Here is a 25,364-nt window from a genome sequence, read left to right on the forward strand (position 1 = left end):
CCGAGAGCGTCAGGAGACCTCTATCCCCGCCATTGCGAGGCATCGTTGCGCCGACGCAATCTGTGGATGGAGCCGGGTTGTTTCGTTCATCCGGCCGCGCGATGCGCGACCGGATGGCTCGCAATGACGGCTGCCGACTGCGTCTTACTCACCTGGGCGCGTAACCCGGCATGTCGCTGCGCTCATGCGGGCTACTGACCAGCGCCCCCAAAACTCCGCTGTCGTCCCTGGTCGGCATCCGTCGATGCATGCGCGTCGTCGGGCTTCCACGGGACGACACCGGGAGTGAAGCTGCTCTGCGGTCTGCATTGCGGAGCAGCGCCTGCCGCACTCGTCTGAGTCGCCCGACGGGCTGCCAGGATCTAGGCCCGAGCGCACCGCGAACTAATACGCCTGGCTGCTCCGAAACTTTCTTTTGGCGAGCAGGTCCAACGCCATCAGCCAATCCAGTCCAGTCTGCGCGAAAATTCCTCTTTCATATTTTCCGAAATCGTGGTTGTCTTTGTCTATCCCGCCTCGTTGACGAGTGCGGCCGGCACGGACGGTGAAGTCGCGTGGTCCTGATACCCCGACGCTGGTATCAAGTTGGCGCTGGTGCCCATGCATCGCGTCGATGACGGTGGCCAACAAGCCCGGTGCACCGAGGAGAGCGCGTATAAGTCGTAAGCCATCGCGCAGGGAAGGCCGGGTCGCTCTGGCTGAACCTGTGGTTCCTGCCCCGTGCATTCTTGTTCGCACGGGGGCCGCGGGTGCCAGCCGGCATCCGGTCTTCCCTGCGCCCTCTGCTTCATGGAGGGAGAATTTCTTGCAGAGCTCGGGCGCCGATCGCGCCGCGAGAAGGCAAAGCTGCGCGGACCGGGATCAGACGGTTCCGCGGGCGGGCGATCTGTGAAGCCGTCGGCTCTCTCCACGTCATTGCGAGGAGCAGAGCGACGAAGCAATCCAGAGTTCCGCCCCCCACCCCTGGATTGCTTCGCTTCGCTCGCAATGACGGAGGAACGACCGATGTTTTCGTCGGGCAGTCGCGAATGCGGCCCGGTTGATCGCCACATCCACCGCCGTCATCCCCGCGAAGGCGGGGATCCAGGACGCCGCGGCGGTGCGGTCGACCGCGGCCGCCGCGGCGTACGGGATCGCCCGGTTGAACCGGGGATGAAAGCGGTGGGGCGGATGGTCCGCTGGACCGGCCCGGGTCAGCCGTTGCGACCCCAGTCCCGTAACCGATGCCCCCTGACCCATGCTCCGTAACGCCGCCGTAACCCGCAGCCGTGACCATCGCTGCGGCAACAACCGGTTTCGCAACAAGGTCAAAACCATTATGGTGCCGGACCATGTTGCCGCCGGGCGGTTCCGATTTCGAATTCAATCAACGGGTTATGGCCTGGTGACGCAGGTCAGGAGAGCGGTTTGACGCGCTATGTTTCGACCCGCGGGGAAGCCCCCGCGCTCACCTTCTGCGATGTGATGCTGACCGGGCTCGCCCGTGACGGCGGCCTGTACGTGCCCGAGACCTGGCCGCAGCTGACGCCCGCGACGATCGCGTCGTTTTTCGGCCGGCCCTATTGGGAGGTCGCCGTCGAGGTCATCAAGCCGTTCGTCGCCGGCGAGATTTCCGACGAAGAACTCGGCCGCATGGCCAACGAGGCCTATGCGACGTTCCGTCACCCCGCCGTGGTGCCGCTCGACCAGATCGCGCCGCATCAGTTCGTGCTGGAGCTGTTCCACGGCCCGACCTTGGCGTTCAAGGACGTGGCGATGCAGCTGATCTCGCGGCTGATGGACCACGTGCTGGCCAAGCGCGGCGAGCGCACCACCATCGTCGTGGCGACATCAGGCGATACGGGTGGCGCGGCGGTCGAGGCCTTCGCCGGCCGCGACAATGCCGACCTCATCGTGCTGTTCCCGCATGGCCGCATCTCCGAGGTGCAGCGGCGGATGATGACGACGTCGGGCGCGGCCAACGTCCATGCGCTGGCGATCGAAGGTCATTTCGATGACTGCCAGGCGATCGTGAAGGGCCTGTTCAACCATCACGGCTTCCGCGATTCGGTCAGGCTGTCGGGCGTCAACTCGATCAACTGGGCGCGCGTCGTCGCCCAGGTGGTCTACTACTTCACCTCGGCGGTCGCGATCGGGGCACCCCACCGCGCCGTCGACTTCACCGTGCCCACCGGCAATTTCGGCGACGTCTTCGCCGGCTATGTCGCCAAGCGCATGGGCCTGCCGGTGCGCACGTTGCGCGTCGCGACCAACGTCAACGACATCCTCGCCCGGACGCTGACGACCGGCATCTACGAGGTGCGCGAAGTGCATGCGACGGCTTCGCCCTCGATGGACATCCAGGTGTCGTCGAATTTCGAGCGGTTGTTGTTCGAAGCCGGCGGCCGCGACGCCGGCACCGTGCGGCGGCTGATGGACGGCCTCAAGCAGTCCGGCCGGTTCGTGCTGCCGGATGCCATGCTGGCGGCGATCCGCGCCGATTTCGATGCCGGCCGCGCCGACGAGACCGAGACGGCGGCGGCGATCCGCGCCGCCTTCCGCGAGGCCGGCGATCTCGTCGATCCGCACACGGCGGTGGCGCTGGCGGTGGCCGATCGCGACGGCACCGATCTGTCGGTGCCGAACATCGTTCTGTCGACCGCGCATCCCGCCAAATTCCCCGATGCGGTCGAGGCCGCCTGCGGGATGCGGCCGCATTTGCCGGTGTGGCTCGAAGGGCTGATGAGCAGGCGCGAGGACATCAGGATCATGCGGAACGACCAGGCCGAGGTGGAGAAGTTCATCCGCTCGGTCAGCCGGGCCGCCAAGCAGGGAATTGCATAATGGGTGTGGAAGTCACCAAGCTGCCGACGGGGTTGACGGTCGTCACCGACACGATGCCGCATCTGGAGACGGCGGCGCTCGGGGTCTGGGCCGGCGTCGGCGGCCGCGACGAGAAGCCGGACGAGCACGGCATCTCGCATCTGCTCGAGCACATGGCGTTCAAGGGCACGACCACGCGCAGCGCCCGTGAGATCGTCGAGACCGTCGAGGCGGTCGGCGGCGATCTCAATGCCGGCACCTCGACCGAGACCACGGCCTATTACGCCCGCGTGCTGAAGGCCGACGTGCCGATGGCGCTCGACGTACTCTCCGACATTCTCGCCAATCCGTCCTTCGTGCCGGAGGAGCTGGAGCGCGAGAAGAACGTGATCGTGCAGGAGATCGGCGCGGCACAGGATACGCCCGACGACGTCGTGTTCGAGCACCTCAACGAGCTGTGCTTTCCGGACCAGCCGATGGGCCGCTCGCTGCTCGGCACCGCCAAGACGCTGGAGGCGTTCGATCGCGACAAGCTGCACGGCTATCTGTCGACGCACTACCGCGGCCCCGACATGGTGGTCGCCGCGGCCGGCGCCGTCGATCATCAGCGCGTGGTCGAAGACGTGACGAAACGATTTGCCAGCTTCAATGGCGGGCCGGCGCCGAAGCCGCTGCCGGCGGCATTCGGCAAGGGCGGCTCGCGCGTCGTGCATCGCGATCTCGAGCAGGCGCATCTGACGCTCGCGCTCGAAGGCGTGCCGCAGGCCGACCCGTCGCTGTTCTCGCTGCAGGTGTTCACCAACATCCTCGGCGGCGGCATGTCGTCCCGGCTGTTCCAGGAGGTGCGCGAGAACCGGGGGCTCTGCTACTCCGTCTACACGTTCCACGCGCCCTATAGCGACACGGGATTCTTCGGCCTCTACACCGGGACCGATCCGGCCGACGCGCCCGAGATGATGGAGGTCGTGGTCGACATCATCGGCAATGCGGTGGAGACCTTGAGCGAGGCCGAGGTCGCCCGCGCCAAGGCGCAGATGAAGGCCGGGCTGTTGATGGCGCTCGAGAGCTGTAGCGCCCGTGCCGAGCAATTGGCGCGGCATATCCTGGCCTATGGCCGGCCGCAGACGTTGCAGGAGATGGTCGCCAAGATCGAGGCGGTCAGCGTCGAGAGCACGCGCGATGCGGCGCGGGCGCTGCTCGCACGCAGCAAGCCGGCGGTCGTCGCGCTCGGCACCGGCAGGGGTCTGGACACGGCGGTCACTTTCGCCGAAGGTCTGACCGGTTCGAGATCGAAAGCCCAACTGCACTGAACGTGGTGCGGCTCGGTGCGGTCCGCGCATTGCAATCCGCCAGCGCTCGGCATCGGAGATCTGGGGTGGGTCGGAGCAGGCTTCGACCCGGAAAGAGCAGGGGGAGCATCACAGATGGCCCTGTTTCGCTTGCCATCCAACGGACCGGCTGCGCTGGCTCCGCGCGGCCAGGGCCTGCTGTTGCGCGCGCCGCAGATGGCCGATTATGCGCAGTGGGCGCGGCTGCGCGAGATCAGCCGCGACTATCTCACGCCGTGGGAGCCGATCTGGCCATCTGATGACCTGACGCGCTCCGGCTTCCGCCGCCGGCTGCGCCGCTATGCCGAGGACATCTCGGCCGACCGCTCCTATCCGTTCATCGTCTTCCGCGAGCAGGATGGCGCCATGCTCGGCGGCATCACGCTCGCCAATGTCCGCCGCGGCATCGTTCAGGCCGGCACCGTCGGCTACTGGATGGGGCAGCCGTTCGCGCATCATGGCTACATGACGGCGGCGCTGCGGCTGCTGCTGCCGACCTTGTTCGGCGAGCTCAATCTGCACCGGGTCGAGGCGGCCTGCATCCCGACCAATACGCCGTCGATTCGCGTGCTGGAGAAATGCGGCTTCACCCGCGAGGGCCTGGCGCGTCGCTACCTCTGCATCAACGGGGTCTGGCAGGACCATTACCTCTACGGCCTGTTGCACGAGGATTTCCGGGGGTAGCAATCGTGATCGGGATCGCCGCGGGAGAGGCCGATCGGGGCTGGTTCCGGCCTCTGAAATGGGTATAGACGCCTGGGCTGGGCGACCGAGTTGCCGGGGATATCAGACGATGCGAGAGACGAGCGTGATCAGGGCTGGAACGTTGGCAGCCGTGCTGCTGGCCTTGGGAGCCGCCGGCGCGGCGCCGCCGGCAGCCGCCCAATCGCTGACCGACCGCTTCAAGAGCCTGTTCGGCGGCGGCTCCGACAACAAGGGGCAGGAGAACCTGCCCGCCAGCGGCGGACCGCCGGTCGATCCGACCGAGGGCCTGACCTGTCCGCCGGTCAGCATTCGCGCCGGCGCCTCGACCTACGCCGTGGCCGCGCCCGGCAAGCAGGCCGTTGGCAACGACGTCCGGTTCCAGGCGTCGATCACCAAGACCGCGCGCGAATGCAGTCTCAACGGGGCCGAAATCACCGCCAAGATCGGCATCCAGGGCCGCATCGTTGCCGGCCCCGCGGGCGCGCCGGCGAGCGTCGACATTCCGATGCGCATCGCCGTGGTCCAGGGCGGCATCGGCGAGAAGGTGATCGCGACCAAGTCGTATCGCACCACGGTGCAGATGACCGAGGACGGCAGCGTGCCGTTCACGATCGTCGCCGAGGACATGGTCTATCCGGTGCCGCCGCCCGGCGCCAATGCCGACAATTACGTCTTCTACATCGGCTTCGACCCGCAGGCGCTGACCCCGGAGCGGCCGCACGGCAAGAAGCGGCGGTGACGATTGCCGTAGCGCGAGGCGGTCGCCGGAGAGCGTGAACAGCAAAAGGCCGGTGCGATGGGATCGCACCGGCCTTTTGAAGTTGATGGATGGAGACGGACTGCCGCTCAGTTCAGCTTGCGGCCGACTTCCGCGATGCCTTTGGCGACGAGGTCTTCGCCAAGAGCGCCCTTGACCGACTGCGACAGCACGGTCGCGGCGGCCTGGACGGCGGCCTCCGCCGCAGCGGACCTGACGTCGGCGAGAGCCTGGGCCTCGGCGAGGGCGATCTTGCCCTCGGCGGCCTTGGTGCGACGGGCGACGAAGTCTTCCATCTTGGCCTTGGCCTCCGCCGCGATGCGCTCGGCTTCCGCCTTCGCGCTGGTGACGATCTCCTCGGCCTCGCGTTCGGCGCTGGCGCGGCGGGACTTGTAATCGGCGAGCACTTTGGCCGCCTCTTCCTTGAGCCGCTTGGCCTCCGCTAGCTCGGATCTGATGCGCTCGGAGCGATTGTCGAGCGCCTTCAGGACCGTGCGATGGACACCGAGATAGGCGAACAGGCCCATCAGGATCACGAAGGCAATCGCAACCCAGGTTTCCGGATCAGCGAGCAAATGCATCAGGCTGTTCCCTTCAACGATGCATCGACCGCAGCCTCGACCGTCTTGGCCGCGGGGGCCTTGCCGGTGAGCTGCTTCACGATCGCGCTGGCTGCGTCTGCGGCGATGCCGCGGACATTGCTCATTGCGGTCGTGCGCGTGGTGGCGATGGACTTCTCAGCCGCCGCGAGCTTGGCCGCGAGGCTGTCTTCCAGCGCCTTGCGCTCGGCGTCCGAAGAAGCCGCGAGCTTCTCGCGGGTCTCCGCTCCGATCGCCTGGGCACGGGCACGAGCCGTCGCCAGCTCGCTCTCATACGCCTTCATCGCGGCTTCGGATTCATCCTTCAGCCGCTGCGCTTCAGCCAGATCGCCGTCGATCGACTTCTGGCGGGCGTCGATGACGGCCCCGACCTTCGGCAGCGCCACACGCGAAACGATCACGTACAGCGCCACGAAGGCGATCACCAGGGAGACGATCTGGGAGGGAAAGGTTTCCTTCTGGAAGGGAGGGAAACCATGCCCGCCATCGGCCTCAGTATGGGCGCTTGCGGTGCCCTTGGCCTCGCCGCCCTTGGCCTCGCCATGACTTTCAGCCACGGGCTTCTCCTGTCCGGCTCAGGCCGTCTTAGACGGCGTACAGCAGGAGCAGGGCGATCAGCAGCGAGAAGATGCCGAGCGCTTCGGTCACCGCGAAGCCGAAAATCAGGTTGCCGAACTGGCCCTGAGCGGCCGACGGATTGCGCAGAGCGGCCGACAGGTAGTTGCCGAAGATGATGCCGATGCCGGCACCCGCGCCACCCATGCCGATGCAGGCAATGCCCGCGCCAATGTACTTCGCTGCAACCGGATCCATGAAACGAACTCCTTTGAGGGGTTTGGTAGAGAGGGCCGGATCAGTGGCCCGGATGGATAGCATCGTTGAGATAGATGCAGGTGAGGATCGTGAACACGTAGGCCTGGAGGAACGCGACCATCAGCTCGAGGCCGGTCAGCGCGACCGTGAGGCCGAGCGGCAGCAGCGCGCCGACCTTGCCGACGAAGCCGAGCGCGCCGAGCATGGTCACGAAGCTCGCGAACACCTTCAGGGTGACGTGGCCGGCCAGCATGTTGGCGAACAGACGGACGCTGTGCGAGATCGGGCGGGAGAAGAAAGAGATGATTTCGATCACGACCACCAGCGGCAGGATCACCGCGGGGATGCCGGACGGCACGAACAGCTTAAAGAACTTCAGGCCGTTCTTGTAGAAGCCGTAGATGATGACCGTCAGGAACACCAAGAGCGCCAGCGAGAAGGTGACGATGATGTGGCTGGAGACGGTGAAGGTGTAGGGTATGATGCCGACGATGTTCGAGACGAAGATGAACATGAACAGCGAGAACACCAGCGGGAAGAACGTCATGCCGTGCGAGCCGGCGCTGGTTCTGATGGTGTTGGCGACGAATTCGTAGGACAGCTCGACCACCGACTGGAACCGGCCCGGCACGAGCGCACGCCCGGCGGCCATCATCATGACGGCGATCAGCACGACCGCGAGCAGCATGTACGCGGACGAGTTGGTGAAGGTGATCTCCTGATTGCCGATATGGCCGATCGTGAAGATCTTGTTGAGGTGGAATTGATGGATCGGATCGATCATCCGCGTGGCGTCTCATTGTTCACCGGCCACGCCGGCGCTTTGCAATTCACTCGTTGGTCTTCCGCGCCGAGGTCTTCCGCGCATGCCTCACTGGCGGGGCCTGTCGGGAGCTATGCCTGCGGATCTCACCACGTTCAACACGCCGGCGGCGAAGCCGAGCAGGAAAAACACGATGAATCCGAAGGGCGATGTCGACAGCAAGCGGTCGAAGCCCCATCCAAGCACCGCGCCGACGAGGACACCGGCAATCAACTCGGACGACAGTCGCAGGCCACGCGCCATGGCCGAAGCCCTGGCTGCAGTGTCACCGCTGCCGATTCCAGGTTGATCAGTCCCGATCGAGCGGCCGTCGCGAATTTCGGACAACCGTTGGTCGAGACTTCCGAGCCTTGCGGAAAGCGCAACCTCATCGGGCGACTTGTCGCGATCCTTGTGTCCGCTGCTCTCGTTCGTGTCATCCGCCATGTGCCATCCGCCACGTGTGGAGACCCGACCCGGCCGCGAGTTTCAGGAATTAGCGCCCCATCGCCCTTTAAAGCCGGGCGGACCATACTGACCGCATCCCCCCAAGTCAAGATTGCGTGTTGAACTGTTAGATGCCTGAATTTACACGTTTTCTCGGCTTTTTCGTCAGATCGGTCGCGCGTGTCACCGCGCCGCATCAACAGTGTTGTGTGCGGCTGCGATCTTGCACCTGTCAGTGCCCTCTGATCCGATGTCGCTGACCTCCAACCGGCACGGGAACCCGCATGTCGCGCCAGATCGATTACTATTTCTCGCTGCAGTCGCCATGGGCCTATATCGGCCACCGGCTGTTCCGCGACATCGCCGCGAGCCACGGCGCGACCGTCAACCTCAAACCGGTCATGCTGGTGGATCTGTTCGCCGAGACCGGCGGGCTTCCGCTGGCCAAGCGCCATCCGGCGCGGCAGCGCTATCGCATCGTCGAGCTGAAGCGGTGGCGCGACAAGCGCGGTCTCGATTTCCACATCCAGCCGAGCAACTGGCCCTTCAACGCCCGGCTCGCCGACGGCGTCGTCATCGCGGCGCAGCAGGCCGGCCTCGATCCCGAGCCCTATCTGCAGCGCGCCTTCCCGGCCATCTGGGAGCAGCAGCTCAATCTTGCGGATGCCGAGGTGATCGCCGGCTTGGCCGATGCAGCCGGGCTGCCGGGCCGCGATCTCGTGGCGCAGGCGGCGACGGACGTGGTCGGGGCGGCCTACGAGCAGAACCGGCAGGACGCGATCGGGGCCGACGTGTTCGGCTCGCCGGCCTATGTGCTGGACGGCGAGATCTTCTGGGGGCAGGACCGCCTCGAGCTGCTGGCGGACGCGTTGAAATCCGGTCGCTCCGCCTATACGTCCGAAGCATAGGTGCGGCCTGTGGCAGGGGATCGCACCTGAGGCAACGTCATGGCCGCGACACAATGTCGGCGTGCATGGCGGCGGTTGCGAATGCGCCTTGGAGAGCCAGCCATGAGTCTCACGAAGCCGTACCGGCCGTCCCTCCTCGCGCTGCTGGCGTTGAGCTGCCTGGGCGGAGAGGCGTTTGCGGTCGAGGACACCGCGCCTGACGGCGACAAGGGACGCTATACGATGTCGACGACATCGGACGGCGTGATCCGGCTCGATACCAAGACCGGTGCGGTCTCGATGTGCAACAACAGCAGTGGATCGGGCTTTGCTTGTTACGCGGTGCCTGATGAGCGCGCCGCGCTGGACGCCGAGATCGGCCGTCTGCAGGCGGAGAATGAAAAGCTCAAGGGCCAGCTCGCGTCGCGCGATCAGAGCATCTCCGGCAAGATTGATGAGCCGCTGCCGAAAGATCAGGCGCTGCCCAAGTCCGATCAGTTGAGGAAAGCCGAACCCAGGACGGGGGACAAGCCGGGTGAATCGAAATCCTCCGATGGAACGCGCAAGCTCGAGATCCCGCTGCCCAGCGACCAGGACATGGACCGCATGATGGGGTTCCTCGAGCAGGCCTGGCGCCGGCTGCTCGACATGGCAACACGGGTGCAGAAGGACGTCTCGGGCAGGATCTGAGACCGCTTCGAGGAGGCTGTATCCATGTCGGCACGATCGGCCTCGCGCACGGCACTTTCGGTCGTCGCGATCGATACGGTGGCGACGTCGATCCTGACGGCGCAGACTTCGGGCCGCGGCTTCACCGATCTCACGCGCGAGGTCGAGGCGTTTCTGCGTGAAGTATCCGCCAGGGAAGGCGCGGTGACCCTGTTCGTTCGCCACACCTCGGCGTCGCTGACGATCCAGGAGAATGCCGATCCCACCGTGCTGCACGATCTCACCACGGCGCTGGCGCGGCTGGCGCCGGAGGATGCCGGCTGGATGCATGACACCGAGGGGCCGGACGACATGCCGGCACACGTCAAGACCATGCTGAGCGCGGTCTCGCTGCAGGTGCCGGTGCAGGACGGACGCATGATGCTCGGCACCTGGCAGGCGCTCTATCTGATCGAGCATCGTGCGCGTCCGCATCGGCGCGAGGTGGTATTGCAGTTCATCGGCGCGGCCTGAGGCCATAAAGAGAAAACCCGCGGGTCTGAAATGCGGAACGGCCGCGGAGTGATCCGCGGCCGCTCGTCGTTGGAGGCAGATGCGAGCGGGGTGCCGCTCGCCTCGTGATCAATTGGCCTGGATGTCGACGTCCTTGGTTTCCGGCAGGAACAGGAAGCCGACCACCGCAGTGATCACGGCGAAGAAGATCGGGTACCACAGGCCGGCATAGATATCGCCGGTCGAGGCCACGATCGCGAAGGCGGTTGCGGGCAGGAGGCCGCCGAACCAGCCGTTGCCGATGTGATACGGCAGCGACATCGAGGTGTAGCGGATCTTGGTCGGGAACAGCTCGACCAGCATCGCGGCGATCGGGCCGTACACCATGGTGACGAAGATCACCAGGATGAACAGCAGACCGATGATGGCGGCCACCTGCGGACGGAAGATGTCGAACGGATGCGCCATCTTGACGATCCCGGCGTCACCCGCCTTCGGATAGCCGGCCTCGCCGATCGCGGCCGTCAGCGCCGGGTTGCTGGTCTTCGCATCGGTGTAGGGCACTTCCTTGCCGTTGAAGGTGACCTTCACGCCGGAGCCGGCCGGGCCATAAACGGTCGAGTACCTGACCGAGGACTGGGCCAGGAAGGCGCGGGCGGTGTCGCAAGGCGCGGTGAAGACGCGGGTGCCGACCGGGTTGAACAGATCGCCGCAGCCGGCGGGATCAGCCACCACTTCCACCTTCGTCGCCTCGATCGCCTTCTCCAGCGCCGGATTGGCGTTGGTGGTGATCATCTTGAAGATCGGGAAGAAGGTCAGTGCCGCGATCAGGCAGCCGCCCATGATGATCGGCTTGCGGCCGATCTTGTCGGACAGCATGCCGAACACGATGAAGAAGCCGGTGCCGAGCAGCAGCGACCAGGCGATCAGCAGGTTGGCGGTGTAGCCATCGACCTTCAGGATCGATTGCAGGAAGAACAGCGCGTAGAACTGGCCGGTGTACCAGACCACGCCCTGGCCCATCGTGGCGCCGATCAGCGCCAGCAACACGATCTTGGCGTTGCCCCAGTTCGCGAACGCTTCCGTCAGCGGCGCCTTCGAGCTCTTGCCCTCGTCCTTCATCTTCTGGAACACGGGCGATTCGTTCAGGCGCAGACGGATCCAGACGGAGACGCCGAGCAGCAGCACGGAGACCAGGAACGGAATGCGCCAGCCCCATTTGGCGAAGTCGGCCTCGCCGATGATGGTGCGGGTGAACAGGATGACCAGCAGCGACAGGAACAGGCCCATCGTCGCCGTCGTCTGGATGAAGGAGGTGTAGTAGCCGCGCTTGCCCATCGGGGCGTGCTCGGCGACATAGGTCGCGGCGCCGCCATACTCGCCGCCGAGCGCGAGGCCCTGCAGCAGGCGCAGGCCGATCAGGATCACCGGTGCCGCGAAGCCGATGGTCTCGGCGTTCGGCAGCAGGCCGACGATGAAGGTCGACAGGCCCATGATCAGGATCGTGACCAGGAAGGTGTATTTGCGGCCGACGATGTCGCCGATGCGGCCGAACACGATCGCGCCGAACGGGCGGACCAGGAAGCCCGCGGCGAACGCGAGCAGTGCGAAAATGTCGCGGGTGGCTGCCGGATAGCCGCTGAAGAACTGCGCGCCGATGATCGAGGCCAGCGACCCGTAAAGATAGAAGTCGTACCACTCGAAGACGGTGCCGAGAGAGGAGGCCAGAATGACGAAGCGTTCGTCCTTCGTCATGCCTCCCGATCTCGCTTGTGTGGCTACCATTGTTGACATCGGCATTCGCTCCCCATGATTGTTGTGATGATGGCTTTCGCCTCCGCATGCCGGACTTGGACGGCGCAGGTCGCGGAGACCTTGCTCTTCAGTAACATTGCAGTGAAACCCGCCCCAATACGACTTTCGGCTCTGCCCTCTGCGGCGCGCGGGAAAGATGGGGACATTGCGCCGGATCAAGTTCGGTGAGCGGCCGTCGCGCTACCGATGTTGCGTTGCACAAGGTTCGGATTAACCGCCTTCCCTGCAAGTGGAATTGGACGCTTGCATGCAACCGGTGGCCGGGCGAGTATTTCCGGAAAACCGGGCGCGTGCAGTTGCAGCACGTCGTCGGTCTCGCAAGGTCAAGTCTGGATTCATGGCGGCTGCCAGCACCCATCTCGTCATTGCCGATGATCACCCGCTGTTCCGCAACGCTTTGCGGCAGGCGGTCGCGAGCGTGCTCGCGGAGGCCGTGGTCGACGAGGCCGGTTCGTTCGAGGACCTCACCGCGCTGCTGGAAAAGGATTCCGAGGTCGATCTCGTACTTCTCGACCTCACCATGCCCGGCATCTCCGGCTTCTCGGGCCTGATCTATCTGCGCGCGCAATATCCGGCGATCCCGGTCGTCATCGTGTCGGCGAGCGACGATGGCGCGACGATCCGCCGCTCGCTCGATTTCGGCGCCTCCGGCTTCATCCCGAAGCGGTTCGGCGTCGACACGCTGCGCGATGCCATCAAGAAGGTGATGGACGGCGACGTCTGGGTGCCGCCCGACACGGACTTGGCGGCCGGCGCCGATCCGGAGATGACCAGGCTGCGCGACCGTCTGGTGACGCTGACCCCGCAGCAGGTGCGGGTGCTGATGATGCTGTCGCAGGGGCTGCTCAACAAGCAGATCGCCTACGAGCTCGGTGTCTCCGAGGCGACCATCAAGGCGCATGTGTCGGCCATCCTGCAGAAGCTCGGTGTCGAGAGCCGGACGCAGGCGGTGATTGCGGCGGCGAAGATCGCGGGCAGCGCCTGGCGGCAGGACGCGCCGACGGGGAAGTAAGCGACGGGAAAATCTGGATGAGTCGTCATTCCGGGTTCGGCTCTGCGAGCCGCCCCGGAATGACGACACCCCGCAGCTGTCTGCCGGAGGCGCCATTGGCCGGCGCTTGATGCCGTCTTGCAGTGTATGTGGACAGCGTCCATTCCGCACGCCTTCTGCTTCACTCGCGACACACCTTCACGGCCTCGCGGCGCATCGCGCGTCCGAGCTTTGCCGATCATCCACCCTCTTGAACAGAGGGCGCAGGGAAGGCCGGGCGCTGGCCGCGCCCGTGGCCCGCCTGCAGAAAAAAGCAGGCGGCAGTCACCACAGGTCTGGCCGAACACACCCGGCCCTCCCTGCGCGATGGTTTTGACGGCTGCTCCGAGCTCTCCCCGGGGACCGGCGTTCTTGCCCCCGTCGTCGGCAACATCGTCGTCACCGACTTGGCATCAGCACCGGGATGCCAGGACCACACGGCTTGACCGTGCGCGCCGGATCGTTCGTCGGCATGAATGATCACGCTGCGACCCGACGCGCCCACCGCGTCCCGCACCCCACGTTCGTGACGATCGCGAAGCGCCCCTCATGACGAGCACGGGACGACTCAAGGGGTAGCACGATTTCGGGGAAAAAGAAAGTCTGTATCTAGGGGGACGCAGAGCAAAGTGCGCAAGCTTCGCTTAGGCCCATCTCCGTGCAAGTCTCCCCAAAGCCACGGTAAGATTCCGCAGGTGTGCCGAGGCGCCCTGCCGCGAGGTTTGCGACGTTGAGTTTTGTTGGACTGTTACCGAGGCCTTCCAGTCTTGTGGAGCAAGTGACGCCTTGTTGGTCCGTACATCAATCCGGTCGGCTAGACCTGATCTTTGAGATCGAGTGTAGCAATCTCCTCCCTCACTTCGTCGCTAAGATAATTGGGATTGACCGTTCGCAGATATCGAAGTGCTTCTACGTCATTGGCCTTGTACTCCAGGCGTCGCTTGTAAAATGTTAGGCGACCTTCGGATTCCGAGATTATCTGACCCCAGGTCTTTACCCAAACTCGAACCTTCGGCTCGTCATACTCGGCCACTAAGCCGCGTGCTTTGCCAGTCTGGCGCGTCTCAATTTCGGCGTCGCGAGTCAAGCTATTCGATATTGCAACGAAGTCCCATTCCACATTGGGAGCCTTGAACCTGTCGTCCGAAGCAACTGCCTTTGCGTACGAGGATCTGCGCGATCAGGCCGCCGAAGGAATGGCCGATGAGGGCGGGGCGCCGGTCGAGTGCGCCCGCGATCGCGGCGAAGTGCGCCGCTACCTCGCCGATGGTTTCGGGCGCGGCGGCGCCACCCATCTCCGCCGGCCAGCCGGGCGCCAACCCGGCGTAGCCGGCGGCGTCGAACAGCTCGACCCACCGATCCCACGAGCCGGGCTTCAGCCACAGGCCGTGGATGAAGATGATCGCGCGCCTTTGCGAGGCGTTGGCCCCGCCGATCGCATCATCGCATGTGTGGGTCGACATGATCGGCGCCCTTCTGCTGCGTTGGATCAGTTGCGCGGCGGCGTGGCGGCGGACTGCCCGTTGAGGAAGGCGTCGATCGCAGCGACCGTCGCGGCCGGCTGCTCCTCCATCAGCCAATGGCCGGAGCCGGGGATGACCTGCTCCTGCACGTTGGACGCGCCGGCCCGTGCCACCACCGCCATGGTCGGGCCGAAGGACGCCGCGCCACCGATCGCCAGCACCGGCATCGTCAGCTTGCCATGCGCCGCGAGCCAGGCGCGGTTGTCGATCGCGTCCTGATCGAAGGCGGCGAACTGGCTGAAGCCCGCATGCATCCGCCCCGGGCCGGCATAGAGCTGCGCGTAATGGACGCGCGCGGCCTCCGGGAAGTGGGCAGGGTTAGCCGAGAACTCGTTCCAGAAGCGGTCGAGATAGATGCGCTCGCGCCCCTCCACCAGGCGCTCCATGTCGGGGCCGCCGAAGCGGAAGTGCCACAGCAGCGGGTTCTTCAGGATCTCCTCCCACGGGCCGATGCCCGGCACCGGCGCATCCATCAGCACCAGCTTGGTCACGCGGTCGGCGTGCCGCGCCGCCAGCGCATAGGCGACCATGTTGCCGATGTCGTGCGCCACGACCTCGGCGGTGCGCGCGCCCAGCGCGTCCATGACGCCGGTGATGTCCTCGGCCTGGTTGGCCTTCTCAAAGCCCCTGTCGGCGCGGGCGGACAGGCCGAGCCCGCGCAGGTCGGGCACGATCACGGTGTGGTTCTCGGCGAGCTTAGCGGCGAGCGGCACCCACATGTCGCCGGTGTCGCCATAGCCGTGCAGCAGGACGACCGCCGGTCCGCTGCCGCCGACGCGGACATGGATCGTGGTGCCGTTGGTCGGGATCTCCTGGGTGCGGAAGGTCTTCGGGAAATTGCCGGGCGCGTCGGTTGCGTCGGCGAGGGCGGCGCTGGTCAGCATCGTGAGCGCGCTGGCGGCGAGGGCGGTTCGTTGCAGCAGGCGGGGAAGGGTCATGGCGATCTCCTCATTGGGCGTGTTGATGCACGCAAAGCTAGACGAGGGAGGTGCGCGGTATTAGAGGGTAGCCGCGCCAAGGATTTTTGATCGAGACGCAAAGATGGTACTGGCCAGCGCGGATCGTGCCAGGGATCTCGAAGTGTTCTGCGCCGTCGCCGGCAGCGGCAGCTTCTCGGCCGCTGGTCGCAGTCTCGGGCTGACGCCATCGGCTGTGAGCCGGACGCTCGACCGCATCGAGGCGCGGCTTGGCGCGCGGCTGCTGTTGCGAAGCACGCGGGCGCTGACGCTGACCGCCGAGGGGCAGTCCTATCTCGCGGCCGCCCGTCGCATTCTCGCCGACCTCGACGAGGCCGAGCAGGCGATCGCAGACCAGGGCGCGCCGCGCGGGCGCATCCGGGTCAGCGCCGCCCTCTCGCACGGCCGCGTCTGCATCGTCCCTCTGCTCGGCGAGTTCGTGCGGCGCTATCCGAACATCCTGGTCGACATCAATCTGAGCGACGGGCTCGTCGACGTGGCGGCGGGGCAGGCGGACGTCGCGATTCGCGGCGGTCCGCTGCCCGACAGCGCGCTCACCGCGCGCCGCCTCGGCGACAACGGCCGCACCATCGTCGCCTCGCCCGACTACCTGGCGCGCTGGGGCGTGCCGGAGGCGCCGGAAGACCTCTACAACCACAATTGCCTGAACTTCAGCTTTCGCCGCGCCGAGCCGGTGTGGCCGTTCCGCCGCGATGGCGTCGACTATGCGCTGAAGGTGCGCGGCGCCGTCGAAGCCAACAGCGGCGACACGCTCAGCCAGCTCGCGCTCGATGGCGTCGGCATCGCCCGCGTCGGCGATTTCAGCCTCGGCAACGCGATCGCAGAGGGGCGGCTGGTGCCGCTGCTCGAAGCGTTCAATCCCGGCGACAGGGAGGTCTTTCACGCCGTCTTCGTCGGCGGCGCCAACACGCCCGCGCGTGTTCGGGTGTTCGTGGACTATCTGGTCGAGCGGATGGGGGACAGTCCCGGCAAGGCAGCAACGCGGCGAGGGTCGTGACTTGGCAGCCGCCCTTACTCCGCCGCCACCATCTGCTGAATCCGCCACTGTCCCAACAACGCCCGCAGCGACGCCGGCTTCAGCGGCTTGTTGAGCACGGCGATGTTGTCGTCGCGGGCGGCAGCGCGGACGTGGGGGCTGCGGTCGGCGGTGATCAGGATCGCGGGCAGCGCCTCGTTGAAGCGGCGGCGGATGTCGCGGATGGCGGCGATGCCGTTGCCGCGGTCGAGATGGTAGTCGACGAGCAGGCCGGTGACGGCGCCGTCGCGCGCCGCGATCGCCTCCATCGCGGACTCCGGATCAGGGACGGCGATCACCTCGGCGTCCCACGCCGTCAGCAGGGTCTTCATGCCGTCGAGGATCGCCGGATCGTTCTCGATGCAGACGATCAGGGCGCCCGCAATCGGCGTCGTCGCCAGCGGGGTCGCGGTGGTGACGGCGGCGGTGTGGTTGATCGCCTTGGCGATCGGCACCGTCACTGAGAACACCGAGCCGCGGCCGGGCCGCGAGTCCAGCGCAATGCCGTGGTTCAGCACGCGCGCGATGCGCTCGACGATCGACAGCCCCAGGCCGAGGCCGCGCGCGATCCGCGCGCCCTGCTCGAGGCGGTGGAATTCCTTGAAGATCTCGCCGCGCTTGACCGGGGGGATGCCGACGCCGGTGTCGTAGACGCCGATCTGCAGCGACTGGCCGTGGCGGCGGCAGCCGACCAGCACGCGGCCCTTGGGGGTGTACTTGATGGCGTTGGAGATGAAGTTCTGCAGCAGCCGGCGCAACAGCAGACGGTCGGACTCGACCGGCAGCGACGACGGCACGAACACCAGCTCCAGACCCTTGGCGCGCGCGGCGGGCGCGAACTCGATCTCCAGCGAGCGCATCAGGTCGGCCATCTTGAAGCTCGAGACCTGCGGCGTCATCGCGCCGGCATCGAGCCGGGAGATGTCGAGCAGCGCGCCGAGAATCTCCTCGATCGCCTCGAGCGAGTCGTCGATGTTCTCGACCAGGCGCGAATCCTCGCCGGCCGTCTGCCGCTCGACGAGGCTCGTCACGTAGAGCCGCGCCGCGTTCAGCGGCTGCAGGATGTCGTGGCTGGCCGCCGCAAGGAAGCGCGTCTTGGAGATGTTGGCGTCCTCGGCGGCGCTCTTGGCCAGCGCCAGCTCCGAATTCAGCCGCGTCAGCTCCTCGGTGCGGTCGCGGACGCGCTTCTCCAGCGTCGCATTGGCGCGCTCCAGTGCCTCGGCGGCTTCGAACGAGGGCGTGACGTCGGTGAAGGTGATGACGAGGCCGCCATCCGGCATGCGGTTGGTGCGGACCTCGATCACCATGTGGCGGTCGGCGAGGCGTTCCAGATAGGGCTCGCCTTCGGTGGTGTAGGCGGCGAGCCGCCGCGCCAGCAGCGCCTCGCCGTCCTCATAGGTGGGCGCGCCGATCGTGCCCATGAATTCGAGGATCTCCTTCAACGGACTGCCGATCTGCACCAGATCCGGCGGCAGCCCGAGCAGGTCGACGAACTGGCCGTTGGAGCAGATCAGTTGCAGGTCGGCGTCGAACACCGCGATGCCCTGGCGCACATGGTTCAGCGCGGTCTGCAGGATCTCGCGGTTGAAATGCAGCGCGGCATGGGAATCGTCGAGCAGCTTGAGCGCGGCCTTGGCGGACACCGTGCGCTTGCGCAGGAGCAGCGACATCACGAGGCGCGACGACGCCGCGCCGATCGACGAGGCGATCAGGTGCTCGGCATGGCGCAGCAGCTCGAAATCGGCCGGCGCGGCCGGATCGAGCGGGAGGTTGCGCTGGGCGGCGAACGCCTCGAACGAGGCGCGGGCACGGTCGGGACCGAGATATTGGCCGACCGTGCTCTGGATGTCCTGCACCGTCACGGTCGAGCGCCAGCGCCGGAAGCTCGGCGCACTCGGCGTCAGCTCGGCCGGCACGAAGATGTCGGCCTGCAACAGCTCGATCGACGACGGCTGCCGCGCCAGCGACAGCACGACGTAGGTCAAGAGATTGAGCGACAGGCTCCACAGCACGCCGTGCAGCAGCGGCGGCAAATCGGTGCCGAGCAGCGCCTGCGGCCGCAGCGGCTCGAAGCCGAACGGACCGTGCTGCAGGAACAGGATGCCGGCGGTGGAGGTGTCGAGGAAGCTCGGGATGAACAGCGTGTAGAGCCAGACGGCGAAGCCGACCAGCATGCCGCCCATTGCGCCGCGCGCGGTCGCGCGCCGCCAGAACAGACCGCCGAAGAAGCTCGGTGCGAGCTGCGCGATGGCGGCGAACGACAGCAGGCCGATCGCGGCGAGCTGGGTGTTGCCAAGCGCGCGGTAGTAGAAATAGGCCATCACCATGATGGCGAAGATCGCGATGCGGCGGGTGCCGAGCAGGAAGCCGGCGAAGTCGCGGCCGATCTCGCGCTGCTCCTGGCGCTGCAGCACCAGGGGCACGACGATGTCGTTGCACACCATGATCGACAGCGCCACGCATTCGACGATCACCATCGCGGTCGCCGCCGACAGGCCGCCGACGAAGACCAGGATCGACAGCCATTGCGAATTGGCTTCGATCGGCAGCGCCAGCACGTACATGTCGCTGTCGACGGCGCCGAACGGGAAGGTGATGAGGCCGGCGAGAGCGATCGGGATCACGAACAGATTGATCGCGATCAGATAGAGCGGAAACAGCCAGCGCGCACGCGACACCTCGGCATCGTCGGCGTTCTCGACCACGCTGACATGGAACTGGCGCGGCAGCAGCATCGCGGCGCAGAACGACAGCAGGGTCATGGTGAGGAAATTGCCGATGCCCGGCACATATTCCAGCGCGCGCTCGGCCTCCGGCGATTTCATGGCCCGCTCGATCAGCTCGACCGGCGAGAACATCCAGAAGGTGACGAAGGCGCCGGCGGCGATGAAGGCGACCAGCTTGATGATCGACTCGGTCGCGACCGCCAGCATCAGGCCGTGCTGGTGCTCGGTGGCGTCGGTCTGCCGCGTTCCGAACAGCACCGCGAAGACAGCCATCGCCAAGGTGACCATCAGCGCCATGTCGCCGACGATCGGAATGTGGGCGAAGGCGCGGTCGTCGATCAGGATGGTCTGCAGCGACGAGGCGACGGCCTTGAGCTGCAGCGCGATGTAGGGCACCGAGCCGATGATCGCGATCAGCGCCACGGTGGCCGCCACCGCCTGGCTCTTGCCGTAGCGGGCGCCGATCAGGTCGGCGACGGAGGTGATGTTCTGCGACTTGGCGAGCCGGATCACCCGGCGCAGCAGCGGCGTGCAGGCGCCGACCATCAGGATCGGCCCGAGATAGATCGCGAGGAAGTCGACGCTGGTGCGGGAGGCAAAGCCGACCGAGCCGAAGAAGGTCCAGGACGTGCAGTAGATCGCCAGCGACAGCGGGTAGATCAGCCCGGCCAGCCGACCGCGGCTCTCTGCCGGCCGCCGTTCGCCGGCCCGGTTGCCGCGGCTGGCGACCAGGAACAGGAACCCGATATAGCCGAACGCGGCCAGGATCACGCCCCAGTCGTGCAGCATCTCCTACGCGTCTCCGACGTCTTCCTCGAAGGCTCCGGGCTGATCCCGTTGTCCGGGAAATCTAGCCCGTTGCTGGAGGCAGGGCGATAGCGATCTTGCCGAGAGAGCGCGGAGCTGGAGTCATCGTTAGCGCGGGAGACCCCGCAGTCTCCGCCGTCATTCCGGAGCGCCCGCAGGGCGAGCCCGGAATCCATGTCGCCTGATGCCGTGCTGCCCGATGGATTCCGGGCTCGTGCTTCGCACGCCCCGGAATGACGGAGAGAGGGAACTACTCCGCCGCCAGCGGCTTCTTGTGCAGCGCCAGGCCGAGCCGTTCCCAGACCTGCAGCAGGGCCTCGGCCAGGCGATCGATCAGGCCGTCGTCGTGATAGGGCGAGGGCGTGATGCGCAGGCGCTCGGTGCCCTTGGCGACCGTCGGGTAGTTGATCGGCTGGATGTAGATGCCGTGCTCTTCGAGCAGGAGATCGGAGGCCTGCTTGCACTTCTCGGGATCGCCGACGAACAGCGGCACGATGTGGGTGTCGTTGGTCATCACCGGCAGGCCGGCGGCGTTGAGGACCGCCTTCACCCGTGCGGCGCGGTCCTGGTGGCGCTCGCGCTCCCAGCTCGACGATTTCAGGTGCTTGATCGCAGCCGTGGCGGCCGAGCAGATCGGCGGCGGCAGCGCGGTCGTGAAGATGAAGCCCGGCGCGTACGAGCGAACCGCATCGATGATCTCGCCCTTCGCGGCGATGTAGCCGCCGAGGCAGCCGAACGCCTTCGCCAGCGTGCCTTCGAGGATGTCGATGCGGTGCATGACGCCATCGCGCTCGGCGATGCCGCCGCCGCGCGGGCCGTACATGCCGACCGCGTGCACCTCGTCGACATAGGTCATCGCATTGTAGCGCTCGGCGAGATCGCAGATCGCAGCCAGCGGCGCCACGTCGCCGTCCATCGAATACAGGCTCTCGCAGGCGATCAGCTTCGGCCTGTTAGGACCGGCGGCGATCAGGAGCTGTTCGAGATGGGCGAGATCGTTGTGGCGCCAGATCTGGCGCTCGCAGCCGGACTGGCGCACGCCCTCGATCATCGAATTGTGGTTCAGCGCGTCCGACAGGATCAGGCAGTCGGGAATCAGCTTGGCGAGCGTGGCGATGCCGGTCTGGTTCGACACGTAGCCGGAGGTGAACAGCAGCGCCGCTTCCTTGCCGTGGAGGTCGGCGAGCTCGGCCTCGAGCTGCACCAGGGGATGATGGGTTCCGGCGATGTTGCGGGTGCCGCCGGCGCCGGTGCCGACGCGGGTTGCGGTCTCGACCATCGCGCCGACCACCTTCGGGTGCTGGCCCATGCCGAGATAGTCGTTGGAGCACCAGATCACGACATTGCGCGGTCCGCTCGGCGAGTGCCAGGTCGCGTGCGGGAACCGGCCGGCGATGCGTTCGAGATCGGCGAAGACTCGGTAGCGACGCTCATCATGCAGGCGACCGAGGGCGGCACTGAAGTACTGGCTGTAGTCCATCACGAAACCCGAACTGGCGCGCTGCAGTGCAGCACCTGAAGCGAAAACCTCGCGGCATGCGTGGCGTAAGGTCTTCTTAGAGCGTTTCCAGAGCGGCTGTCGAGCCGGAATCCCAAGGCGGGAATTGGGCGATTTGTCCAAGGGGGGAGTGATCTCGGCCGAACGGCGCCGGGATTGCGGCGACGCGGCGGCGTCGCGGCCCCGCAGCCTCAGGTGGTGCGATAATGCAGCACGCCGTCGATGGTCTGGCTGGTCAGGCGGCCCTCGACCAGCATGTAGTTGACATGGGCGATCAGCTCGCCGGCGGCGAAGCCCATCTGGTGCGGGTCGAGCACGTGCTTGTGGAACACGACCGGCACGAGCTGCGCCGAGGTCTTCGGCTCGTCGCGGCAGGCGTCGGCGATCATCCGGCAGCGCTCCTCGTGGTGGTCGGCGAGCTGCTTGATGCGCGTCTTCAGCCCGTAGAACGGCACGCCATGGCCTGGCAGCACCAGCACGTCATAGGGCAGGGTGGTGGTGAGGCTCGCCAGCGAGGCCAGATATTCGCCGAGCGAGTTCTGGTCGGGCTCGACCGCCCAGACGCTGACATTGGGCGAGATCTTGCTCAGCACCTGGTCGGCGGACAGGAACAGCTTGTCGGCGGCGCAGTACAGCATGACCTGGTCGAGCGCGTGCCCGCCGCCGGTGATGACCTTGAAGCGCCGGCTGCCGATTTGGATCTCGTCGCCATGGGAGATGCGGCGGTAGGAGGCCGGCAGCACCGAGACGCGCTGCAGATATTCCTGGCCGCGGCCGAGCAGCTTGTCGGTCAGGGTCTCGTCCATGCCGTGGCGGCGGAAGAACAGCCGCTGGGCATTGCGGCGCTCCTCGGTGCCGCGGTTCTGGTGATAGACCGACTGCAGGTACTCGACCTGCGACATCACCAGCGGGCAATTGAAGCGCTCGACGATCCAGCCGGCGAGCCCGACATGGTCGGGATGCGAATGCGTCACGATCAGCCGGCTGATCTTGACGTGCTTGAGCGGGCCATCGAGCAGCCGCGTCCAGGCGGCGATCGACTCCTCGTTGCCGAAGCCGGAGTCCACCGCGACCCAGCCATCGCCATCGGCGAGCAGATAGATGTTCACATGGTTGAGGCGGAACGGCAGCTTCAGGCGCAGCCACAGCACGCCGGGCGCGACCTCGACGACCTGATCCTCACCGGGATGCTGCTCCCAGGGATAGCGCAGGGCTTCGGCGGAGGAGTGAACGGTGTCTGTCTTCGTCATGCCTCATCGATTAACGGCCGCCGCGCGCGAGCGCCAGCCGAAAAACACATGGCTGGACGGCATTCCGGGGTACGGAAGCTGCGTCGGGTCGCGCCAGCATGACCTGCCTCGACGCCTTCTGCTTCGCCACGCCCCCGTCATTCCGGGGCGAGGCCGCAGGCCTCGAACCCGGAATGACCGGCGAGTAGCAACTACGCCGCTCGGATGTTGGTCAGGAACGCATCGACCTCGGCGCGCAGGGTGTCGGCCTCGCGCCGCAGCGCTTCGGAGGCACTGAGCACCTCGTTGGCGGAGGTGCCGGCCTGGGCTGAGGCGCTGGAGACGCCTGTGATGTTGTTGGAGACCTCGGTGGTGCCGGAGGCCGCCTGCTGGATGTTGCGGGCGATCTCGTGCGTCGCGGTGCCCTGCTGCTCCACGGCGGCGGCGATCGCGGTGGTGACGTTGTCGATCTCGGCGATGGTCTCGCCGATGTTGCGGATCGCCGACACCGCCGACGAGGCGACCTGCTGCATGCCCGCGATCTGGGTGCGGATCTCGTCGGTGGCCTTGGCGGTCTGGCTCGCCAGGCTCTTCACCTCCTGCGCGACCACCGCGAAGCCGCGGCCGGCCTCGCCGGCGCGCGCCGCCTCGATGGTGGCGTTGAGCGCGAGCAGGTTGGTCTGCGAGGCGATCGCCTGGATCAGGTCGACGACGACGCTGACGCGGCTCGCGTTGTCGGCGAGCCCCTGCATCGTCGAATCGGTGGCGCCGGCTTCCTCGACCGCCTTCTTGGCGATCTGGGCCGAGGTCACGACCTGGCGGCTGATCTCCGCGATCGACGACGACAATTGCTCGGTGCCGGCCGACACGGTCTGGACGTTGACCGAGGTCTCCTCGGCAGCCGCCGCGACCGCATTGACCAGCGAGTTGGACTGGTCGGCGGTCTGCGACATGCTCTGCGCGGTCGCCTGCATGGCCGTGGCGGAGTTCTGCAGCGTGCCGAGGGCGCTGCGCACCGTCGCCTCGAACGTGGCGATCTGGGCCTCCATGCGCGCGGCGCGCTCGGCCTTGGCGGCATTCTCGCGGTCCTGCTCAGCGGCCAGGGTGCGGGCACGGACCATGTTCTCGCGGAACACCTGCAGGGTGTCGACCATCGTGCCGATCTCGTCGCGCTGCTTCGAGGCCGCAATCTCGGTGTCGAGATCGCCGCTCGACAGCGTCTGCATCGCCTGCTGCAGCCGCTTGATCCGGCGCAGGATGTTGCCGCCGACATAGAGCCAGACGAACAGCACCGAGCCGAGCAGCGTGGCTGCGCCGGCACCGGCCATGCCGAGCGTTGCCAGCTCGATGTCACGGCCCGCCGTGCCGGTGGTGCTTTCGGTCGACTTGCGCACGCCTTCGACGAGCTGCTGCACGCTGATGTCGAGACCGACATTGAGCTTGCGCGTCTCCTCCAGCACGGTCTGCCCGTAGTCGTTGGCGTCGAGCTCCTTCTCGCGCGTCTTGAACACGCGGGCCTTGCCCTCGCCGAGTGCGGCGAGCTTCAGCGCGGCATCGTGGATTGCCTTGGTGCTGCGGCCGGTCGGCAGCAATTCGAGATTGGATTTGAGCTGCGCCAGCGCCTCCTTGAACTGTCGCTCGATCGTCTCCAGCGTGTCGCTGTCGTTGGCCGATAGCGCGGCGGCCATCTGCGCCACCAGCAGGTTGCCGGACGCGATCACGTTGCCGAGCTGCTCGACGAACCGTGCGGCCGCCGTCGCGTCGTCTGCCGACACCTCGGCTGCGCCGAGCACGGCGTTGAGCTGCGTCTGGGCATCCAGCATCGGCTCGTTGGCGGCGGCAGTGAAGTCCGCCTGCGCCTTGCGCAACGCGTCGTACTGCTTGTTGTGCAGGGCCGCGACTTCGAGACGCTCGCGTGCGGCGGACACCAGGCTCTGATTGGCCTCGTTGATGTTCTTGATGGTCTCGGCGAGCGGCGCCACCACGCTCTTCGCGGCGCCGAGCGCGCTGATCTCGCTCAGGCGCTCCTGCGTGGTCTTCTGGATCTCCTGCATCTTCTTCAGGCGCTCGTTGAGCGCGTCCTCGCTCTGGGACTGCAGCAGCGCCGGGCCGAGGCTGGCCAGGCCGGAGCTCTGCGCCAGCAATTGCAGGCTCGAGGTCAGGCGCGGAATCTCGCGGCCCGAGAGTTCGACCATGGTGCCGCCGACGTGTCGCAGCATCAGTCCCGCAGCGACGCTGATCGCGATCGCCATGCCCGCGATCACTGCGAAGGCTACGAACAGGCTGCCGCGCACGCCCCACCTGGGTCGCAGGACTCCGAGCACCCTGCTGAAGCTGAACCGTATCGCCATCTCTGGTGTCCCCCGATATGCACTACTTGGAGCTGTTGCTTGCAGGCAGTATCGCGGCGGGCGGTTAACAAATCCGGGAAACTACTCGGGCA

Annotated in this window: 22 protein-coding genes; 9 read left to right on the top strand and 13 right to left on the bottom strand. The window is 66.4% G+C overall.

Annotation, left to right across the window (positions count from 1 at the left end; translation table 11 throughout):
- Positions 1-384: 384 nt before the first annotated feature.
- Complete coding sequence (locus tag ACQR1E_RS27775; protein ID WP_434897825.1) at positions 385-627, bottom strand: hypothetical protein; 243 nt, start codon at positions 625-627, stop codon at positions 385-387.
- A gap of 780 nt (positions 628-1,407) precedes the next feature.
- Here ACQR1E_RS27775 and thrC point away from each other — a divergent pair.
- The 4 genes from thrC (at position 1,408) to ACQR1E_RS27795 (ending at position 5,574) form a co-directional block, all read left to right on the top strand.
- Positions 1,408-2,823: a threonine synthase gene (thrC, locus tag ACQR1E_RS27780; protein ID WP_316170726.1), complete on the top strand. Its 1,416-nt coding sequence runs from the start codon at positions 1,408-1,410 to the stop codon at positions 2,821-2,823.
- Positions 2,823-4,112, top strand: a complete 1,290-nt coding sequence (locus ACQR1E_RS27785; protein WP_315751523.1) for a M16 family metallopeptidase — start codon at positions 2,823-2,825, stop codon at positions 4,110-4,112. The genes thrC and ACQR1E_RS27785 overlap by 1 nt, the downstream gene beginning before the upstream one ends.
- A 114-nt stretch (positions 4,113-4,226) precedes the next feature.
- A complete protein-coding gene (locus tag ACQR1E_RS27790; protein ID WP_434897826.1) occupies positions 4,227-4,814 on the top strand; it encodes a GNAT family N-acetyltransferase in 588 nt (195 codons plus the stop codon).
- Positions 4,815-4,956: 142 nt separating this feature from the next.
- Complete coding sequence (locus ACQR1E_RS27795; protein ID WP_315717956.1) at positions 4,957-5,574, top strand: hypothetical protein; 618 nt, start codon at positions 4,957-4,959, stop codon at positions 5,572-5,574.
- A gap of 107 nt (positions 5,575-5,681) precedes the next feature.
- On the opposite strand, the gene ACQR1E_RS27800 is transcribed toward ACQR1E_RS27795, so the two are convergent.
- From ACQR1E_RS27800 to ACQR1E_RS27820, 5 genes are all read right to left on the bottom strand, one after another.
- The gene (locus ACQR1E_RS27800) at positions 5,682-6,173 is read right to left on the bottom strand and encodes a F0F1 ATP synthase subunit B family protein (RefSeq protein WP_315717911.1); all 492 of its coding nucleotides are present in this window, start codon (positions 6,171-6,173) and stop codon (positions 5,682-5,684) included.
- Positions 6,173-6,748 (bottom strand): F0F1 ATP synthase subunit B family protein, encoded by a 576-nt coding sequence (locus ACQR1E_RS27805; protein ID WP_315717910.1) that lies wholly within the window; start codon positions 6,746-6,748, stop codon positions 6,173-6,175. Before ACQR1E_RS27805 ends, ACQR1E_RS27800 begins: the two co-directional genes overlap by 1 nt.
- Before the next feature lie 28 nt (positions 6,749-6,776).
- Positions 6,777-7,004 carry a F0F1 ATP synthase subunit C gene (locus ACQR1E_RS27810; RefSeq protein ID WP_006615622.1) on the bottom strand — a complete coding sequence of 76 codons (228 nt, stop codon included), beginning with the start codon at positions 7,002-7,004 and terminating at the stop codon, positions 6,777-6,779.
- A 40-nt stretch (positions 7,005-7,044) separates the two neighbouring features.
- Positions 7,045-7,788, bottom strand: a complete 744-nt coding sequence (locus tag ACQR1E_RS27815) for a F0F1 ATP synthase subunit A (protein ID WP_315735910.1) — start codon at positions 7,786-7,788, stop codon at positions 7,045-7,047.
- Between the two features lie 87 nt (positions 7,789-7,875).
- Positions 7,876-8,253, bottom strand: coding sequence for an AtpZ/AtpI family protein (locus tag ACQR1E_RS27820; protein ID WP_315717908.1), 378 nt, complete (start codon positions 8,251-8,253; stop codon positions 7,876-7,878).
- A 284-nt stretch (positions 8,254-8,537) separates the two neighbouring features.
- On the opposite strand from ACQR1E_RS27820, the gene ACQR1E_RS27825 reads away from it, so the two are divergent.
- From ACQR1E_RS27825 to ACQR1E_RS27835, 3 genes are all read left to right on the top strand, one after another.
- The gene (locus ACQR1E_RS27825) at positions 8,538-9,161 is read left to right on the top strand and encodes a 2-hydroxychromene-2-carboxylate isomerase (protein WP_316195045.1); all 624 of its coding nucleotides are present in this window, start codon (positions 8,538-8,540) and stop codon (positions 9,159-9,161) included.
- 102 nt (positions 9,162-9,263) lie between these two features.
- Positions 9,264-9,830 carry a hypothetical protein gene (locus ACQR1E_RS27830; protein ID WP_315828027.1) on the top strand — a complete coding sequence of 189 codons (567 nt, stop codon included), beginning with the start codon at positions 9,264-9,266 and terminating at the stop codon, positions 9,828-9,830.
- 24 nt (positions 9,831-9,854) lie between these two features.
- Positions 9,855-10,322 (top strand): secondary thiamine-phosphate synthase enzyme YjbQ, encoded by a 468-nt coding sequence (locus ACQR1E_RS27835; RefSeq protein WP_315717905.1) that lies wholly within the window; start codon positions 9,855-9,857, stop codon positions 10,320-10,322.
- Positions 10,323-10,430: 108 nt separating this feature from the next.
- Here ACQR1E_RS27835 and ACQR1E_RS27840 read toward each other — a convergent pair whose 3' ends face one another.
- On the bottom strand, positions 10,431-12,101 hold the full coding sequence (locus ACQR1E_RS27840) for an MFS transporter (protein WP_315717904.1): 1,671 nt from the start codon (positions 12,099-12,101) through the stop codon (positions 10,431-10,433).
- A gap of 352 nt (positions 12,102-12,453) precedes the next feature.
- Between ACQR1E_RS27840 and ACQR1E_RS27845 the strand changes: the two genes are divergently transcribed.
- Positions 12,454-13,128 (top strand): response regulator transcription factor, encoded by a 675-nt coding sequence (locus ACQR1E_RS27845; RefSeq protein ID WP_315717903.1) that lies wholly within the window; start codon positions 12,454-12,456, stop codon positions 13,126-13,128.
- Positions 13,129-14,234: 1,106 nt separating this feature from the next.
- On the opposite strand, the gene ACQR1E_RS27850 is transcribed toward ACQR1E_RS27845, so the two are convergent.
- Positions 14,235-14,609 (bottom strand): alpha/beta fold hydrolase, encoded by a 375-nt coding sequence (locus ACQR1E_RS27850; RefSeq protein ID WP_315717902.1) that lies wholly within the window; start codon positions 14,607-14,609, stop codon positions 14,235-14,237.
- Between the two features lie 26 nt (positions 14,610-14,635).
- A complete protein-coding gene (locus ACQR1E_RS27855) occupies positions 14,636-15,607 on the bottom strand; it encodes an alpha/beta fold hydrolase (protein WP_315717901.1) in 972 nt (323 codons plus the stop codon).
- A 103-nt stretch (positions 15,608-15,710) separates the two neighbouring features.
- On the opposite strand from ACQR1E_RS27855, the gene ACQR1E_RS27860 reads away from it, so the two are divergent.
- Entirely contained in the window at positions 15,711-16,643 is a 933-nt protein-coding gene (locus ACQR1E_RS27860) for a LysR family transcriptional regulator (protein WP_315717900.1), read from the top strand.
- Positions 16,644-16,657: 14 nt separating this feature from the next.
- Here ACQR1E_RS27860 and ACQR1E_RS27865 read toward each other — a convergent pair whose 3' ends face one another.
- The 4 genes from ACQR1E_RS27865 to ACQR1E_RS27880 form a co-directional block, all read right to left on the bottom strand.
- On the bottom strand, positions 16,658-20,176 hold the full coding sequence (locus ACQR1E_RS27865) for a PAS domain-containing hybrid sensor histidine kinase/response regulator (RefSeq protein ID WP_434897827.1): 3,519 nt from the start codon (positions 20,174-20,176) through the stop codon (positions 16,658-16,660).
- 268 nt (positions 20,177-20,444) lie between these two features.
- Positions 20,445-21,674: a 5-aminolevulinate synthase gene (hemA, locus tag ACQR1E_RS27870; RefSeq protein ID WP_315717898.1), complete on the bottom strand. Its 1,230-nt coding sequence runs from the start codon at positions 21,672-21,674 to the stop codon at positions 20,445-20,447.
- A 209-nt stretch (positions 21,675-21,883) separates the two neighbouring features.
- Positions 21,884-22,942, bottom strand: coding sequence for an MBL fold metallo-hydrolase (locus tag ACQR1E_RS27875; protein ID WP_315717897.1), 1,059 nt, complete (start codon positions 22,940-22,942; stop codon positions 21,884-21,886).
- A 191-nt stretch (positions 22,943-23,133) separates the two neighbouring features.
- Positions 23,134-25,272, bottom strand: coding sequence for a methyl-accepting chemotaxis protein (locus ACQR1E_RS27880; RefSeq protein WP_434897828.1), 2,139 nt, complete (start codon positions 25,270-25,272; stop codon positions 23,134-23,136).
- Positions 25,273-25,364: the final 92 nt, after the last annotated feature.

This window comes from Bradyrhizobium sp. HKCCYLRH1030 (assembly GCF_051168395.1).
Taxonomy (GTDB): Bacteria; Pseudomonadota; Alphaproteobacteria; order Rhizobiales; family Xanthobacteraceae; genus Bradyrhizobium.

Excerpts from the sequence above, each read along its gene's own strand:
- ACQR1E_RS27785 (WP_315751523.1), top strand. The coding sequence starts at position 2,823 with ATGGGTGTGGAAGTCACCAAGCTGCCGACGGGGTTGACGGTCGTCACC.
- ACQR1E_RS27790 (WP_434897826.1), top strand. The coding sequence starts at position 4,227 with ATGGCCCTGTTTCGCTTGCCATCCAACGGACCGGCTGCGCTGGCTCCG.
- ACQR1E_RS27800 (WP_315717911.1), bottom strand. The coding sequence starts at position 6,173 with ATGCATTTGCTCGCTGATCCGGAAACCTGGGTTGCGATTGCCTTCGTG.
- ACQR1E_RS27810 (WP_006615622.1), bottom strand. The coding sequence starts at position 7,004 with ATGGATCCGGTTGCAGCGAAGTACATTGGCGCGGGCATTGCCTGCATC.
- ACQR1E_RS27815 (WP_315735910.1), bottom strand. The coding sequence starts at position 7,788 with ATGATCGATCCGATCCATCAATTCCACCTCAACAAGATCTTCACGATC.
- ACQR1E_RS27820 (WP_315717908.1), bottom strand. The coding sequence starts at position 8,253 with ATGGCGGATGACACGAACGAGAGCAGCGGACACAAGGATCGCGACAAG.
- ACQR1E_RS27825 (WP_316195045.1), top strand. The coding sequence starts at position 8,538 with ATGTCGCGCCAGATCGATTACTATTTCTCGCTGCAGTCGCCATGGGCC.
- ACQR1E_RS27830 (WP_315828027.1), top strand. The coding sequence starts at position 9,264 with ATGAGTCTCACGAAGCCGTACCGGCCGTCCCTCCTCGCGCTGCTGGCG.
- ACQR1E_RS27835 (WP_315717905.1), top strand. The coding sequence starts at position 9,855 with ATGTCGGCACGATCGGCCTCGCGCACGGCACTTTCGGTCGTCGCGATC.
- ACQR1E_RS27840 (WP_315717904.1), bottom strand. The coding sequence starts at position 12,101 with ATGCCGATGTCAACAATGGTAGCCACACAAGCGAGATCGGGAGGCATG.
- ACQR1E_RS27845 (WP_315717903.1), top strand. The coding sequence starts at position 12,454 with ATGGCGGCTGCCAGCACCCATCTCGTCATTGCCGATGATCACCCGCTG.
- ACQR1E_RS27850 (WP_315717902.1), bottom strand. The coding sequence starts at position 14,609 with ATGTCGACCCACACATGCGATGATGCGATCGGCGGGGCCAACGCCTCG.
- ACQR1E_RS27855 (WP_315717901.1), bottom strand. The coding sequence starts at position 15,607 with ATGACCCTTCCCCGCCTGCTGCAACGAACCGCCCTCGCCGCCAGCGCG.
- ACQR1E_RS27860 (WP_315717900.1), top strand. The coding sequence starts at position 15,711 with ATGGTACTGGCCAGCGCGGATCGTGCCAGGGATCTCGAAGTGTTCTGC.
- ACQR1E_RS27865 (WP_434897827.1), bottom strand. The coding sequence starts at position 20,176 with ATGCTGCACGACTGGGGCGTGATCCTGGCCGCGTTCGGCTATATCGGG.
- hemA (WP_315717898.1), bottom strand. The coding sequence starts at position 21,674 with ATGGACTACAGCCAGTACTTCAGTGCCGCCCTCGGTCGCCTGCATGAT.
- ACQR1E_RS27875 (WP_315717897.1), bottom strand. The coding sequence starts at position 22,942 with ATGACGAAGACAGACACCGTTCACTCCTCCGCCGAAGCCCTGCGCTAT.
- ACQR1E_RS27880 (WP_434897828.1), bottom strand. The coding sequence starts at position 25,272 with ATGGCGATACGGTTCAGCTTCAGCAGGGTGCTCGGAGTCCTGCGACCC.